This window comes from Nisaea sp. (assembly GCF_034670185.1).
Taxonomy (GTDB): domain Bacteria; phylum Pseudomonadota; class Alphaproteobacteria; order Thalassobaculales; family Thalassobaculaceae; genus Nisaea.
In genome coordinates this window covers 847,902-862,209 of sequence record NZ_JAXMNY010000001.1, presented here as the reverse complement: position 1 = coordinate 862,209, position 14,308 = coordinate 847,902, and the positions used below count along the sequence as shown (strand labels likewise).

The window sequence follows — 14,308 nt, the reverse complement described above, 5'->3', positions numbered from 1 at the left end:
GCCATGCCCACAGATACCGCTCATCCCCTCGTCGCGCTCAGCGATATTCATGTCTCCTTCGGCGGCATCAAGGCGGTCGACGGCGTGTCGTGCGATCTCTTTCCCGGCGAGGTCGTGGGTCTGCTTGGCCATAACGGGGCCGGGAAATCGACCCTGATCAAGGTGCTGTCCGGTGCATGCCATTCGGATTCCGGCGACATTCGGATCAACGACCAGAAGGCCGTCATCCGCAATGCACGCGATGCCAGAGCCTATAACATCGAGACGATCTACCAGACGCTCGCCCTCGCCGATAATCTGGATGCCGCCGCCAATCTCTTTCTCGGGCGGGAAATCCTGACGTCTTCCGGGATGCTGGACGACGTACGGATGGAGGACGAGACACGCAAGATAATGGGTCGCCTCAATCCGAACTTCCGCAAGTTCGCCGCACCGGTGAAGGCATTATCCGGTGGCCAGCGCCAGTCCGTGGCGATCGCACGCGCGGTCTATTTCGATGCCAAGGTCCTGATCATGGACGAGCCGACTGCGGCGCTCGGGGTTCAAGAAACCGCCATGGTTTCCGAGTTGATCAAGCAGCTGAAATCCGAAGGCATCGGAATCTTCCTGATCAGCCACGACATCCATGACGTGTTCGATCTTTCCGATCGGCTGACTGTCATGAAGAATGGTCGCCTGGTCGGAACTGTCCGCACTGAAGAGGTTTCAAAGGAAGATGTACTCGGCATGATCATTCTCGGGAAAATGCCGGATCATCTGGAAACCGCCCGCAATGACTAATGCTGTCAAAGTCAGCCTCCTGTGCCATGAACCAGCATGACCGCCGGCTCGGACGGCACATCTCCGATCCGGTCCGGGCGCAAAACAGAAAAGCAATTGTCGACTGCCTCCGCCGGCATCAGGCCGCGGCGCGGATCGAGATCGCCAAGCATGTCGGCATCAGCCCAGCGACAGTCACGGTCATCACCTCGGAGCTGATCGAGGATGGCGTGATCCGCGAGGAAATAGCCACGGCGGACAGAAACGGCTCATCGCGCGGACGCCCCCGCACACGACTGGAGCTGAACCCGGAAGCCGGTTTCGCCGTGGGCATCAAGATCTCGATGCACCAGGCCTCAATCTCCCTGACGAACCTCTCCGGAGAAATTCTGGGGGCGAAGATCGTTCCCATGCGGGCAAACCGCGACGCGCCGGAACGCATCGCAGAAATCTGCATGACTCAGATCCGGGAGGTTATCGACGATGCCGGAATCGATCCGGAGCTGGTTCTCGGCGTCGGCATTGGCGTTCCTGGATATGTAGAGTACCCGTCTGGAATGGTCAGATGGGCGCCGGTCTTCTCCCGGCCCGACGTTCCTTTCCGGGAAATTGTCGAGCAGAAAGCCGGATTTCGAACCTTTATCGACAACGACGCCAACATGACGGCTCTCGCCGAGAAATGGTTCGGAGTCGGACGGCAGTTCCCGACCTTTCTCGTTGTCACGGTCGAGCATGGCATCGGCATGGGGCTGGTCGTCGACGAAAAGCTCTACCGAGGTGCCCGCGGCTTCGGAGCTGAATTCGGACATACGAAGATTGTCGTTGGCGGCGCTCTATGCCGCTGTGGCCAGCGCGGATGCATCGAAGCCTATGCCTCGGATTACGCCATCGCACGTGAAGCGAACGTCTTGGGGTCGACAACCGATATCGACGATCCATTCGCCTTGCAGGACCGGATGGAGCACCTCATCAAGCTGTCCGACGAAGGCTCGCCAGCCGTGACGTCCATTTTCAAACGCGCGGGAACCATGCTCGGCACCGGTATTGCCAACCTCGTGGACGTGCTGGACCCACCGGTTGTCGTGCTTTCGGGCGCCCGCTCCCGCTCGGCCAAGGCGTTTTTTACAGCGCTCACCGACGCGATGGAGTCGAACACATTGCTTGGAGCGCAAACCAAAGTCGATCTGCGGGTCAATTCCGGCGGTGACGAGGTCTGGGCGCACGGCGCCGCAGCGCTGGTGCTGGAAGAAACCCTGATCTGATATCTGCAGATCAAACTGCTGCGAGTGGTTTCAGAGGCGCGGGATCGAGCGCATAGACCATGTCGCGCAAATGATCGAGCAACGCTTGCCGGTCGTTCCCGGAAGAAATCTCCGAAGACCGGACCGGTGTACCTATGTGTGCCTGCAGATCGTCGCCTATCCGGCGCGCTACCTCATTCATCAGCAGGGCCTCGCGGAGAGCCTCACTGAACCGGCTTACCAGATGGAACAGGAAGCGGTTCTGCCCCTCGAAGAAGATCGGAACGACCGTCGCGTCCGTTTGCGCGATAAGCTTGCCCGCAAAAAGTTTCCAGGGGGCATCGGTCGCCCGTCCAAACAGCTTCTCCGACGTCGAGACGCGTCCCGCCGGGAAAATCACCAGCGCGCCGCCGTCATGCAGATGGGCCAGGGCTTTGCGCTTCGATTCGACATTGCTGCGCACCGCACTTGAAGCCCCGTCAAACTCGATCGGGATCAAATAGGGCCGCAGCGGCTCCGCGCGCCCGAGCGCGGCATGCGCCAGGAGCTTGAAATCCTTGCGAACAAGCGACGTGATATGGCCGACGGCAATGCCGTCGAGCACACCGAACGGGTGGTTGGCAACAACGATCAGTGGGCCTTTCGCCGGAATTGCTTTGAGACGGTTTGGCTCAAAATGAACGGACAGCCTCAAATAATCGACGGCCGAGTGCCAAAAATCATCGGTATCGTGGTGCTTCCGGCAATAATCGTCATACATCCGCTGCAAGCGCGGCTGCCCGCTCAACAGCTCCACAAAACGGATCAGCACCTGTCGGGTAAGGGAATCGTCGGGATTACAGTACGAAACGACCGGAGTCCGCTTTTCGAACTCCTGCCGGACCCAGTTCAGCCCAGATTTTCCGACCATTTCACACCGCGCTTTTTTTCAAAAGACGGAGGTTAGCGGTCATGAATGACACCCTGATGACCGATTAATTGCAGTCTTACGGCCCCGTCCCCCTCAAGAGAGGAAAGAGCGGAAAGAACAACAGCCTTCATTCTGATTAACTGGCGTCGGGGCCTTTGATTGGGCATTGTTTTTCGGATGATCCGGCAGGACTCTGACTTACGCTTCGTTCTCTGGGTAGCGTGTCAGAAGGTCTGTCCTGTATGATCAAACAAGATGATGCACTCTCGGGTAACATGGTCGACGCTCCCTATCATTCGACGGAACAGTCCAAGCCTGTCGGCAGTGCTTCTGCCTACCCGAAAGCAGGCCCGCCTTCAGATCTGATCAAAGTCAGCCTTCTTGGCGGTTTTCTGATCGAAGCGCCTGGCGGGAAAGTGTATTTGCCGAGCCGAAAGGCGCAGGCAATTCTCGCCTATCTCATGCTCCTGCCATCTCAAAAAGCGACCAGAGAGAGCATTGCCGGCCTCCTCTGGAGCGGTGCGACAGAAGACCTTGCGCGCGCGTCACTGAGACAGGCCCTCCGGAGACTCAACCAGTATTTCGACGCCGTCGGAATCGTTGGTATTGACGCGACGCGGAGCGAGGTCCGCCTCAACAAACGGACGTTCGAAACCGACCTATGGGCGGTTCTGGAAAATGACGCCGATGCGCCGGTTCATCCCATCCTGCTGCAACGTTCCGACATATCAGCCTCGTTGCTCCTCGGCTTCGAGGACCTGGACGAGGCATTTAACTCCTGGGTGCTTACGCAAAGACAAAATCTGAATGATCGTCTGGTTGCCAGCCTGGAGCTTCGATTGGCTCAACCCTCCCGTGGCTCAGGCCATGACGCCACTCAGATGACGAAGAACGCAGCCCTCGCCCTCTCCAATCTCGACCCGACCCATGAAGGCGCGTGCCGGGAGCTGATGCTGCAGCATGTCCATGCGGGAGACATCGGCTCTGCCCTGAAGCGCTACAACCGCCTCTGGTCGCTGCTTGAGAACGACTATGACATGGAGCCGTCAGACGAAACCAAAGCGCTCGTCGCGCTGATCAAGAGCGGTGCGGACGAGACGGACGGTAAACCTGACGCCAGATCATCCAGGCCCGACCCGTCGGGAAGTCCGCGTCTGATTGTCGAATCATTCAGTTATGCAGGCGTTCCAGACCCACTGAAATTCATGGCCCGCGCTTTCCGGCACCAATTCATGTCCAGTCTCCTCAAATTCAGGGAATGGCTGGTGCTCGATGGCGAACGCGCAGAGCGCCAGAGAGTTGTGCTTCCGACGAGTCCGGTCTTCAGAATTTCGGGCGATACCTACGTTAAAGATACAATTCTCTATGTCGTGATTTCGGTCCGTGACGCCAGCAATGACACCATACTCTGGAGCGAAGAAAACCCGGCAAGCCTGGATACCTGGCCGCGGACGCTCCGGCAGCTCGTTCAGAAGCTCGCCATAGCCATCAATACCCATGTCGCGACCCACCGGCTGCCCGCCAAACGCGAGGAGCCGAGCCAGTCCCCCCCCGTCTTCGACAGATGGATGCAAGGCCGCCGGCTGGTTCATCTCTGGGCCCCGACCGGCTGGGCCGAGGCCGAGGAAATCTTTACGTCGGTGCTCCAGGACCAGCCAGACTTCGCACCAGGACATTCCAGTCTTTCATTCTGCGCCAGTCTGAAGCGGTTCGTTTATCCTGGATTCCGGGACGAGCCTGGCCTCTCGGTTTTGGCTCTCGACCATGCAAAACGCTCGGTAGAACTTGGCCCAAGAGACGCAAAGAGTTACCAGGCCTCCGGCTGGGCCAATATCCTGGCCGGGGAATTCGAACGGGCCGCCCTCTGCTTCGGCATCGCCGAAACCCTCAATGAGAACGATATTGGCGTCGCCGTTTCCTCAGCCCTGGGCCTGGCCTATTGCGGAGAAACCGAAGAGGCTCTGCGCCGGCTGGATCATCTGCAGGAATCCGGCTTCGTCTACCAGTCGCTACACTGGTCCATTGAAGCGGCCTGCCGTTTCATTTGCCGAGATTATCCGGGAACACTCTGGGCGGCGGCAAAAGCAAACGAGGGCGCATTTTATCCTCAGGCCTGGTCAGCCGTGGCCTTTGCCCAACTCAGTAACGACCGCGCGGCGGAGCGCGAAGCCCGGAGGTTCCTCGCCACGGCACGCGAGAACTGGACCGGCGATGTACCTCCTCTGCCCGGCGACATTTCGCGCTGGTTCCTGTCGGTACAGCCCTTTCGCAATCCAGCAGACTATTTCCATATGAAACATTGCCTCGAGCGCGCCGGTCTCACGACCCGCTGATAAAACGCTCCAGGAACGAGACCCGGTCTTATTGACCGACCCGATGCTCCATCCGGCTGAGAATACGAACCACCGGCCAAAGGATCACCAGATACATCGCAGCTGCCATGACGAGTGGTGAGGAATTGTAGGTCAGGGACCGCGCCATATCGGCCGAATACAGCAATTCCTGAAACGAGACGACACTGGCGATCGATGTCAGTTTCACGACCTCAATGCTGTTGCTGAGCAGATCCGGAAGCACGTTCCGTGTCGCCTGCGGCAGCACCACGTAAGCCATGGTCTGCAACGGTCCCAGCCCGGTTGACCGCGCTGCCTCCGTTTGCCCGGCACCGATACTCTCGATGCCGGCACGGAAGATTTCCGCGAAGTAGGCCGAGTTGTTCAGCAGGAAGGCGATGCACACTGCGGCGAAAGGCGAGATATCAATGCCCGCAAATGGCAATCCGGCATAGACGAAGATCAGCAGCACAAGCGGCGGAACCGCGCGAAACAGATCGATGAACGCAATAACCGCATACCGCAGCACCCGTCTCCGGGTGCGGGCAGCAAGAGCGACGACCAGGCCTCCAAGTAACCCGAGCGGGATCACCGCCAGGCAGAGCAGAAGGGTCTGACCGACACCGCGCAGCAGCAGCGGAAAGGCTTCCGCCATGATCTCGAAATTGAAGAAGTTGAAAATCAGCAAATCCATGTCAGGCACGCCTCCACTGGAACCGCGTCTCGATCCATCGACCGACGATAACAACCGGAATGAAAAGCAGAATGTAGGCAATCGCCCCCATCATCAGCGGCGTCGCGCTGCCGGAGAAGGATTGCGCCGTCGATGCCTCGTTCAGGATCTCTCCAACCCCGATAACGGTACCAAGGGCCGTATTCTTGGTGATTGCGATTGTCCGGTTTGTGAGCGGCGCGACCGTCATGCGGATGGCCTGGGGTACGACCACATAGATCAGGCACTGATTGAACCCGAGTCCGGTCGACCGTGCCGCTTCCCATTGCCCCTTGCGAACAGAGAGAATACCGGCCCAGAAAATCTCCTCTGCAAAGGCTGCGAGCACCAGCGTTAGGACCAGCCAGAGGACAAAAAACCCGGAGAGAGTCAGACCGACCGTCGGCAAGCCGAAATACATCAGCAGAATGATGACAAGGGGCGGAAGCGACCGCAGCAGGTCGACCACGCCGACGATGATCAGGGAAAGTGCCGTTATCCGGTAAGCCCGCACGATCGCCAGCGCCATACCCAGCGCCAGCCCGCACACGACCACAAGCAGGGCGATCTCGCAGGTGACGATGACACCATCACCGATCGCACCCGCATATTGGTCGATCAGATCCGGCCTGAAAAAGGTTTCAATGAAGTGGGCCCACGTGCCGGCTTCCGGCGCGGTGCTCATTGATCGATCTCTTGCATGAATTCACGGGTCCGGGCGTGTTCAGGAGATTCGAAGATCTTGTCCGGCGTCCCCTCTTCCAGAATTTGCCCGTCCGCCATGAAGATCACCCGGTCAGCGGCCGCGCGGGCAAAACGCATCTCGTGGCTTACCACAACCATCGTCATGCCGGCTTCCCGAAGCTGTTGCATGACCTGCAGGACGCTGCCGACCAATTCGGGATCGAGCGCGCTCGTGGGCTCGTCGAACAGCATGACGGTCGGCTCAAGCGCCAAAGCACGGGCAATGGCCACGCGCTGTTGTTGCCCGCCGGACAGCTCTCCTGGATGGGAGTCGGCCTTGTCGCCCAGACCGACCCTGTCCAGCATGGCTTCGGCGATCTCATTCGCTTCCGCGCGTGCCTTGCCGAGCACCTTGCGCAGGGCCAGCGTGACATTGTCCCGCGCTGTCAGATGCGGATAGAGGTTGAACTGCTGGAAAACCATGCCGAGGCGGCGGCGCATCAGATTGATGTCCACTGACCGGTCCATCAGATTGACACCATCGAACATGACGGAGCCCTCGGTCGGCTCCTCCAGCCGGTTGAAACATCTCAGCATGGTGCTCTTGCCGGACCCGGACGGCCCGATAACGAAGACCAGCTCACCTGTGTTCAGGGTAAAGTCGACACCTTTCAAGGCATCGAAGTCGCCGAATGACTTCCAGAGACCGCGCGCCTCGAGGATCGCTGCCATAGTCGGGATATCTTTCTACAGGTATTGGAACGCATCACGGCGGCGCGCAGCATCTCGCAGGCGCCGCCGTGACAAAGTGACTTATCAGCTACAGGACGGCGTATGCGCAGTCGGATCGTAGCCCTCGAAACCGGGCTCGCCATATCCGGGCCGGACAGTTACAGCCGAGGAACCAGCCGCAGGCGTCACGCCGAACCATTTCTCGCTCAGTTTCACCAGCGTTCCGTCGAGTTTCATGCACTCGATTGCCGCATCCACCTTGTTGCGCAACTCCACGCTATCCTTGCGGAACGGCACGGAGAACACCTTACCGGTGGAATGCAGGTAGGAGAGCTCGATCAGCGGGTTTTTCTTCACCGCCCAGGCAACGCCCGTATTACCCGCTACGTTGGCGAACGCGCGCCCGGAGATAACAGCCTGAACGGCATCGGTCTGGGTGCCGTAGGATTCGACTTTCCAGCCGATATCACTCTCCAGCCCCCGGGCCCACTGATCATAAGCAGACCCTTTGTTCACCGCGATCACCTTACCGGCGAACTCCTTCAGCGACTCGATCTTGGGCGATCCTTTCTTGACCACGAACTGGAAATCCGTGTCGAGATAGCCTTCGCTGAACAGCATGCTCTTGGACCGTTCTTCGGTCAGCGTGGTTGGCGCAACGAGAAAGTCATACGTCCCGGCCTGCATGCCTGGAAGCAGTCCCGACCACTGGGCAGCAGTGATATCCATCTCGGCACCAAGACGTTTTCCGAGCGCTTCGGCGAAATCGACATTGAAGCCTTCAACACCACCGGAGAGTTTCGGCATGGCATGCGGAGCAAAGGTTCCGTCAAGCGCGACCTTGTAGGTCTTTGCTTCAACACTTCCGGATAATGCCATCGCGGCGACTGCGCCGATTGCTGCAATTTTCATGAAGTTCATAGTCAGCCTCCTTGTTTTTGAGACGCCTGCCCGCCGTTTCGTTCTCGATAACGCCCATCCCCGCGGGCGCTATATCGGCTGAGCACCACGAGCAGGCCGCAGGACGCGACCCTATCTCGCAGCAGCGAAATGTTCGGAGAACAGAAGCTCCAAACAACTGGTCAGGAACTCTAGACCGAGATTTTGCGGTGCAACAATATGATTCTTCGAATGAAAGCCTCACAAGTGCTTCCATAATGGTTCAATTGGTCTGGTGCCGTTTGCGCATGTTGCACCGAACAATTTCATGGGCTAATGGGAACCATGCCTCGTTCTGGAGAGGCTCCTTGTACCGGTCCGTATCTCTACCCAAATGCGGCTATAGAGTCGCCCATTCCTGAGACGGGCCAACATTCACTGAGCGAGCGCGCGGATCGACCAAAATGCCGCGGGAGGATCAAATGGAACGCAAGACCGATTTCTTTATCGACGGAAAATGGGTAGCGCCGGCCAGCGCAAATGACTTCGAGGTCATCAACCCGGCCAACGAAACCCCTTTCGCGACGATTTCCCTCGGCAGCGAAGCCGATGTGAATAAGGCCGTCGCAGCCGCCAAGAGCGCTTTCGCGACCTGGAGCACCACGCCCCACGACGTGCGCGTCGGCTATGTAGAAAAGCTGGCCGAGATATACCAGGAGCGCATCGAGGAGATGGCGACCGCGATCTCCAACGAGATGGGCGCGCCGAAAAACATCGCCAGCACCCAGCAGGCAGCTGCCGGCCTGGGCCATATCAAGGCCTTCATCCGGGCGCTGAAGGCATTCACCTTCGAGCATCCTCTGAATGAGAAGTTCCAGACCGAATACATCATGCATGAGCCGATCGGCGTCTGCGGTCTGATCACGCCGTGGAACTGGCCGATGAACCAGGTGACCCTGAAGGTCATCCCGGCAGTCGGCGTTGGCTGCACCGTGGTGCTGAAGCCGTCTGAAATCGCGCCGATGTCTTCCCTGCTCTTCGCCGAGTTCATGGAGCAGGCAGGCTTCCCGGCCGGTGTGTTCAATCTCGTCAACGGCGACGGCCCGACCGTCGGTGAAGCGATGAGCAAGCATCCCGACATCGACATGATGAGCTTCACCGGCTCCACCCGGGCCGGCATCGCCGTGACCAAGTCTTCTGCCGATACGGTCAAGCGCGTTTCGCTTGAACTCGGCGGCAAGGGACCGAATTTGGTTTTTGCTGACACCGACGTTGCCAAGGCCGTGAAGCGCGGTGTGCTGCACATGTTCAACAATAGCGGCCAGAGCTGCAACGCGCCGAGCCGGATGATTGTCGAAAAATCCGTCTATGGCGAAGCGGTCGAAGTCGCCAAGTCCGTTGCCGAGGCGCAGGAAGTGGGTGATCCGACCCAGGAAGGCCGTCAGATTGGCCCGGTAGTCTCCCAGGCCCAGTTCGACAAGATCCAGGGTTTAATCGAATCCGGCATCAAGGAAGGCGCTACCCTCCTCGCAGGCGGCCTCGGCCGTCCGGATGGCCTCAACCGCGGCTACTACGTGAAGCCGACCGTCTTTGCAGACGTGAAAGAAGACATGACTATTGCCCGGGAAGAAATCTTCGGCCCGGTGCTCTCGATCATGTCCTTCGAAGACGAAGCAGACGCGGTCCGGATCGCCAACGATACGCCGTACGGCCTGACCTCCTATGTGCAGACCGGTGACCCGGAGCGAGCCAAGCGCCTCGCCCGTCAACTCCGTGCCGGCATGGTCCAGATGAACGGTGCCGGTCGCGCGCCGGGTAGCCCGTTCGGTGGCTACAAACAGTCCGGCAACGGTCGTGAGGGCGGCGAGTACGGCCTCATCGAATTCCTGGAAGTGAAGGCAGTCTCCGGCTGGCCGGCAGAAGCCGCCGAATAACTTTCCAGACATCCTAAAAGAGCGGCCGCATCCAACCGATGCGGCCGTTTTTTTATCCGTATCGACCCAGTGGATTCTCCGTTAAGACAGGTACCCGAACCGCTTCATCACTGGTCCATGATCTCTGGCGAGACGTCCGAGCTGTTGCTCGCTGAGCGAACGCTGCCCCTCGCCGCTGCCGCCGGAGCGGAAAAAGCGCTGCATATGCGGCGGACGTTCGGAGAAACCTTTCTCCTCTTCCTGCCGCCTGAGTTCTTCGAAGGAGGAATGCCTAACTGACCGCGTCAACCGTTCCGGATCAAACGGCAATCCAAGCACTTTGAGAACCTGCCCAAAAGCCTTCTCCGGGTTGGCGTATAGATCTTCGTATCTCACCACGCAGACCGGGAGAGAATGGCTTCCGTCTATCCAGCTTTCCGCATGCTCTCCCCATCGGCCAATATGGGTCAGGATCTTGACGTCGGCCTCTACCGTCGCGTGGTCACGATCAGCCATGATCTCGATGGCCGCATCGGCGTCCACGCCCATATGGCTGGCAAATGACGGCACGATGTCGGCCGGATTCCGAATGATATAAACGGCACCAGCAGAAACCGAGCGCTCGATAAGAGGCGTGCCGTTAAGCATGCCGAAACGTGAGTGTGTTTTGACGAAATGATCGTGCTCACGCGCGGCGGCGAGACGTTGCTGTGCCTGCGGGCGTAACGCTACGCTTTCTTCAGCGGTCATATCCTGCACGGACTTGGAAAGGACTTCCGCATAGAAACGCGGGCGGACATCGCTCAGGGAAAACGCGCGCAAGTCCTCGATGGAAACCGGCCCCTGCTGTCCAATGAGATAATTCGCCAAAAACGCACGCATCCACGTATTCCCAGATTTGGGATAGGATGCGAGCCAGACAATCCGGGGCATGTCATATTCCGATAGGGCAAAACTACACCGAGTAGTTTTGCCCTTAATATGACAATTTCAAGGCCCGTGCGATCACGTATTGTTGAAACCGACCAATTGGACAGCAATTCGTCAATTGCGCTGAATAAAGGAGCGCCCACAGATCATCCGGCGATCATCAAACAGTCAGGTTTAGCGCGCGTCAGAGGCACATCCCGGCTGTCTGTCGCCTCTTCTCGCTTTCGACTCTGGAACAACTGATTTGCGACTTTGATGCACTACTACCCACACCAATTAGCGAATAGACAGTCGCTCATCGTCACGACTCAGTCCGCGTGCTCAAGCCAATCGGCCAGCAACTGAACCATCTCTTCCGGCGCCTCTAGCGGCAACATGTGACCGCACTCCTCGACGATCTCAAGCCTGGCGCCCGGAATACCGTCCGCAAGCTCCTGCGCCTCGTGCAGACTTCGCAAGACATCCTGCCGGGACCAGACGACCAACGTCGGGCAGGAAATCCGGGGAAGCAGATCATGACCGTCCCGGCGCACCACACCAATCTGGTTCACAAACCCGTCCTTGCCTATCCGGTCGGCCATTTCCCGGATCTTTCCGACAAGCCCCTCGTCCCCCTGACGTTGCGGGTGGAGGGACGAGAGGATGGAGTGACGCGAAAGCCCCCGAAATCCGCGACCTTCAGCCGCTTTGGCAAGACCAGCCTTGCGGGCTGCCTGTTCGGGACTGTCCCCCCGTGCGCTCGTGTTGAGCAATGCCAGACGCTCGACGCGCTCCGGCGCCATCAGCGCGATCTCCCGGGCGACAAATCCCCCCATGGAAAAACCAACCAGGGAAAAACGCTCCGGCGCTCCGGCCAGAACGCGCTCCGCCATAGCTTCGAATGTCCGGTCCCGGGTGAGGTCCCCGAAATGCAAGGCCCCGAGCTGCTCCAGACCGCTTCGGGCATCGTCCCAAAGATGCTGATCGCACATAAAGCCGGGAAGAAACAGAATATCGGTCATGAAAAGCCTTGAGGATGATTGGAGAGAACGGGCTGGACAGATTACTCCACCACGATGCGAAACATCCAGTCAGCTCAACGTGTGGAGACGCAGTTCCGTCGCGTAGCCTCAGCGCGGTGCCGAGAAGAGATCCGTATAAACCAGTGTCTGGTTCGCATGCTCACGCATCATCGATTCGGCACGTTGCGGATCGCGGGTCCGGATCGCATCGAGGATCAGCTTGTGCTGCATATTGCCAAGACGCAGGCGCATCAGATCGGCCTCGGAATTCTCTTCACTGAAGACGACGGTGCCCAGCTTGATCATCGGCAGCGTCTCCATCCGGCTGAAAGTGAAAGCGACATAGGGATTGCCGCAATCTTTCATGATGGTTTCGTGAAAGGCGACATTGCCGTCCTGATAGTCGAGCGCCTTACCCGACGGATCCATGTCCGCATCGAGAGCGATGGCCATTGCGTCGACGGCTTCCTGCAACCTGGCATCGGCCGTCTCGGATATACCGATTTTCGCCATCGTCCCCGCAGACAACCCTTCGAGGACACCGCGTACTTCGTAAGCCTTCTTGATATCGCCGAGATTGAACTCCTGGACGGTGAACCCCCGGCCCTCGCGCTTACGGATAAGTCCCTCGACCTCAAGCGCGCGGAGCGCAAGGCGTGCAGGCGTGCGGGAAACGCCGAACATCTCGGCAGCAATCACTTCTGAAATCTTGGTGCCTTCCGGCAGCGTTCCGTCGATGACCATACGGCGCAGCGCCGACAGAACACGCTTGTCCGCGGAGCCTTCATCGGCTGAAGAGCGCATCAAATGGTTCACCCGGACCTCCTCACGCCGCTTCCGGTTACGGCGCGGCAACACTTCATCACATCAACAATGGATACATAATTTTGGATTTATTTCCAATTCGAACTTGGAATCAGCATTTCCTTGCCTTGAACGCTGCATTATGGATTCATTTTGGAGCAGCCGCGAAAAAGAGCTGCAACCAAGGGAGGACAATCATGAATCGACGCAATTTCGCGATCGCATCGGCTGCGGTCGCGTTGAGTTTCGCGTTTGCTGAGGCCCCGCAGGCCCAGGAACCGATCAAATTCGGAATGGTCGCGCATCTCTCCGGCCCGCTGGCGGGTGGCGAGGCGGTTACCCATCTTCCAAATGTGCAGCTCTGGGTCGAAGAGGTGAACGGACGCGGCGGCTTGATGGTGGACGGCAAGCGCCGTCCGGTCGAGATCGTTCAATATGACGACAAGACCAATCCGGCCGAGCATATCAAGGCGGTCCAGCGCCTCGCCTCCCAGGACGAAGTCGATTTCATGATCGCGCCCTACGGAACCGGCTTCAACATTGCCGCCGCGCCGATCTATGCGCGCTACAAATATCCATTGGTCGCGGTCACGGCGATTACCGACGAAATCCACGAGCTGACCGCGAAGTTCCCCAACATGTTCTTCACGCTCGGATCGACGAGCGGCTTTGTCGAAGGCGTCACGAACACGCTGAAGACCCTGCAGAGCAAAGGCGTGATCGGCGACAAGGTTGCCATGGTTAACGTGGCCGACGCCTTCGGCATCGAGCTCGCGGGCGTTGCCCGGGAAAAGTTCAAGGAAGCGGGCTTCAATATTGTCTACGACAAGTCTTATCCGCTTGGCACACCGGATCTCTCACCGGTCATGAAAGGCGCGAAAGCGGCTGCCCCGGATGCCTTCGTCGCATGGTCCTATCCGCCCGACAGCTTCGCGCTGACCGAGCAGGCCATCATCGAGGATCTCGACGTGAAGGCCTTCTACACAGCCGTCGCCACGGCCTTCCCGGCATATGGCGGGAAGTTCGGCAACGCCATTGAAGGCAATCTCGGCGCCGGTGGCGTGAACCCCAATACCGACGCCATGAAGGCCTACCGCAAAAGGCATCAGGACGTGACGGGAAAGGCTCCGGACTACTGGGCATCCGCCACCTATTACTCCGCCCTGCAAGTGCTGGAGCAGGCTATCGAGGGCGTCGGCAAGGTCGACCGCGAAGCCGTTACCCAGCACATCAAGACCAACGCGTTCGAGACCGTGATCGGCACCATCAGGTTCGACAAGCACAATAATTCCGAACGGTACTGGTCGGTTGGCCAGTGGCGGGGCGGACAGTTTGTCGCCGTCGCCGATACCGGCATGGGCGACAGCGTCGCACCGGTCGCGAAAAAGGGCTGGAAGTAACCTGCCCTGG

The 14,308-nt window shown here is 58.8% G+C and carries 13 protein-coding genes; 5 read left to right on the top strand and 8 right to left on the bottom strand.

The features are described from left to right. The first annotated feature begins 3 nt into the window (after positions 1-3). Positions 4-780 carry an ATP-binding cassette domain-containing protein gene (locus VOI22_RS04065; RefSeq protein WP_323795296.1) on the top strand — a complete coding sequence of 259 codons (777 nt, stop codon included), beginning with the start codon at positions 4-6 and terminating at the stop codon, positions 778-780. Further along, positions 780-2,021: an ROK family transcriptional regulator gene (locus tag VOI22_RS04060; protein WP_323795295.1), complete on the top strand. Its 1,242-nt coding sequence runs from the start codon at positions 780-782 to the stop codon at positions 2,019-2,021. The genes VOI22_RS04065 and VOI22_RS04060 overlap by 1 nt, the downstream gene beginning before the upstream one ends. A gap of 10 nt (positions 2,022-2,031) precedes the next feature. Here VOI22_RS04060 and VOI22_RS04055 read toward each other — a convergent pair whose 3' ends face one another. After that, positions 2,032-2,910: a lysophospholipid acyltransferase family protein gene (locus VOI22_RS04055; RefSeq protein ID WP_323795294.1), complete on the bottom strand. Its 879-nt coding sequence runs from the start codon at positions 2,908-2,910 to the stop codon at positions 2,032-2,034. 242 nt (positions 2,911-3,152) lie between these two features. Between VOI22_RS04055 and VOI22_RS04050 the strand changes: the two genes are divergently transcribed. Then, positions 3,153-5,243, top strand: a complete 2,091-nt coding sequence (locus tag VOI22_RS04050; protein ID WP_323795293.1) for a BTAD domain-containing putative transcriptional regulator — start codon at positions 3,153-3,155, stop codon at positions 5,241-5,243. Positions 5,244-5,271: 28 nt separating this feature from the next. On the opposite strand, the gene VOI22_RS04045 is transcribed toward VOI22_RS04050, so the two are convergent. The 4 genes from VOI22_RS04045 to VOI22_RS04030 form a co-directional block, all read right to left on the bottom strand. Continuing rightward, a complete protein-coding gene (locus VOI22_RS04045) occupies positions 5,272-5,937 on the bottom strand; it encodes an amino acid ABC transporter permease (RefSeq protein ID WP_028465243.1) in 666 nt (221 codons plus the stop codon). Between the two features lies 1 nt (position 5,938). Beyond that, entirely contained in the window at positions 5,939-6,640 is a 702-nt protein-coding gene (locus VOI22_RS04040) for an amino acid ABC transporter permease (RefSeq protein ID WP_051284590.1), read from the bottom strand. Beyond that, entirely contained in the window at positions 6,637-7,362 is a 726-nt protein-coding gene (locus tag VOI22_RS04035; protein ID WP_416366143.1) for an amino acid ABC transporter ATP-binding protein, read from the bottom strand. The genes VOI22_RS04040 and VOI22_RS04035 overlap by 4 nt, the downstream gene beginning before the upstream one ends. 93 nt (positions 7,363-7,455) lie before the next feature. Then, complete coding sequence (locus VOI22_RS04030) at positions 7,456-8,292, bottom strand: transporter substrate-binding domain-containing protein (protein WP_323795291.1); 837 nt, start codon at positions 8,290-8,292, stop codon at positions 7,456-7,458. A 440-nt stretch (positions 8,293-8,732) separates the two neighbouring features. Here VOI22_RS04030 and VOI22_RS04025 point away from each other — a divergent pair, with 440 nt between their 5' ends. Next, positions 8,733-10,184, top strand: a complete 1,452-nt coding sequence (locus VOI22_RS04025) for an aldehyde dehydrogenase family protein (protein ID WP_323795290.1) — start codon at positions 8,733-8,735, stop codon at positions 10,182-10,184. An 81-nt stretch (positions 10,185-10,265) separates the two neighbouring features. Here VOI22_RS04025 and VOI22_RS04020 read toward each other — a convergent pair whose 3' ends face one another. From VOI22_RS04020 to VOI22_RS04010, 3 genes are all read right to left on the bottom strand, one after another. After that, positions 10,266-11,096 carry a sulfotransferase domain-containing protein gene (locus VOI22_RS04020; RefSeq protein WP_323795289.1) on the bottom strand — a complete coding sequence of 277 codons (831 nt, stop codon included), beginning with the start codon at positions 11,094-11,096 and terminating at the stop codon, positions 10,266-10,268. 305 nt (positions 11,097-11,401) lie between these two features. Further along, positions 11,402-12,094 carry an alpha/beta fold hydrolase gene (locus tag VOI22_RS04015; RefSeq protein ID WP_323795288.1) on the bottom strand — a complete coding sequence of 231 codons (693 nt, stop codon included), beginning with the start codon at positions 12,092-12,094 and terminating at the stop codon, positions 11,402-11,404. A gap of 108 nt (positions 12,095-12,202) precedes the next feature. Beyond that, positions 12,203-12,910, bottom strand: a complete 708-nt coding sequence (locus tag VOI22_RS04010; protein WP_323795287.1) for a GntR family transcriptional regulator — start codon at positions 12,908-12,910, stop codon at positions 12,203-12,205. A 185-nt stretch (positions 12,911-13,095) separates the two neighbouring features. Here VOI22_RS04010 and VOI22_RS04005 point away from each other — a divergent pair, with 185 nt between their 5' ends. Further along, entirely contained in the window at positions 13,096-14,298 is a 1,203-nt protein-coding gene (locus VOI22_RS04005) for an amino acid ABC transporter substrate-binding protein (RefSeq protein ID WP_323795286.1), read from the top strand. The last annotated feature ends 10 nt before the right edge of the window (positions 14,299-14,308 follow it).

Bases quoted from the DNA above. Each gene is read 5' to 3' on its own strand.
- VOI22_RS04065 (WP_323795296.1), top strand. From the start codon at position 4: ATGCCCACAGATACCGCTCATCCCCTCGTCGCGCTCAGCGATATTCAT.
- VOI22_RS04060 (WP_323795295.1), top strand. From the start codon at position 780: ATGCTGTCAAAGTCAGCCTCCTGTGCCATGAACCAGCATGACCGCCGG.
- VOI22_RS04055 (WP_323795294.1), bottom strand. From the start codon at position 2,910: ATGGTCGGAAAATCTGGGCTGAACTGGGTCCGGCAGGAGTTCGAAAAG.
- VOI22_RS04050 (WP_323795293.1), top strand. From the start codon at position 3,153: ATGATCAAACAAGATGATGCACTCTCGGGTAACATGGTCGACGCTCCC.
- VOI22_RS04045 (WP_028465243.1), bottom strand. From the start codon at position 5,937: ATGGATTTGCTGATTTTCAACTTCTTCAATTTCGAGATCATGGCGGAA.
- VOI22_RS04040 (WP_051284590.1), bottom strand. From the start codon at position 6,640: ATGAGCACCGCGCCGGAAGCCGGCACGTGGGCCCACTTCATTGAAACC.
- VOI22_RS04030 (WP_323795291.1), bottom strand. From the start codon at position 8,292: ATGAACTTCATGAAAATTGCAGCAATCGGCGCAGTCGCCGCGATGGCA.
- VOI22_RS04025 (WP_323795290.1), top strand. From the start codon at position 8,733: ATGGAACGCAAGACCGATTTCTTTATCGACGGAAAATGGGTAGCGCCG.
- VOI22_RS04020 (WP_323795289.1), bottom strand. From the start codon at position 11,096: ATGCCCCGGATTGTCTGGCTCGCATCCTATCCCAAATCTGGGAATACG.
- VOI22_RS04015 (WP_323795288.1), bottom strand. From the start codon at position 12,094: ATGACCGATATTCTGTTTCTTCCCGGCTTTATGTGCGATCAGCATCTT.
- VOI22_RS04005 (WP_323795286.1), top strand. From the start codon at position 13,096: ATGAATCGACGCAATTTCGCGATCGCATCGGCTGCGGTCGCGTTGAGT.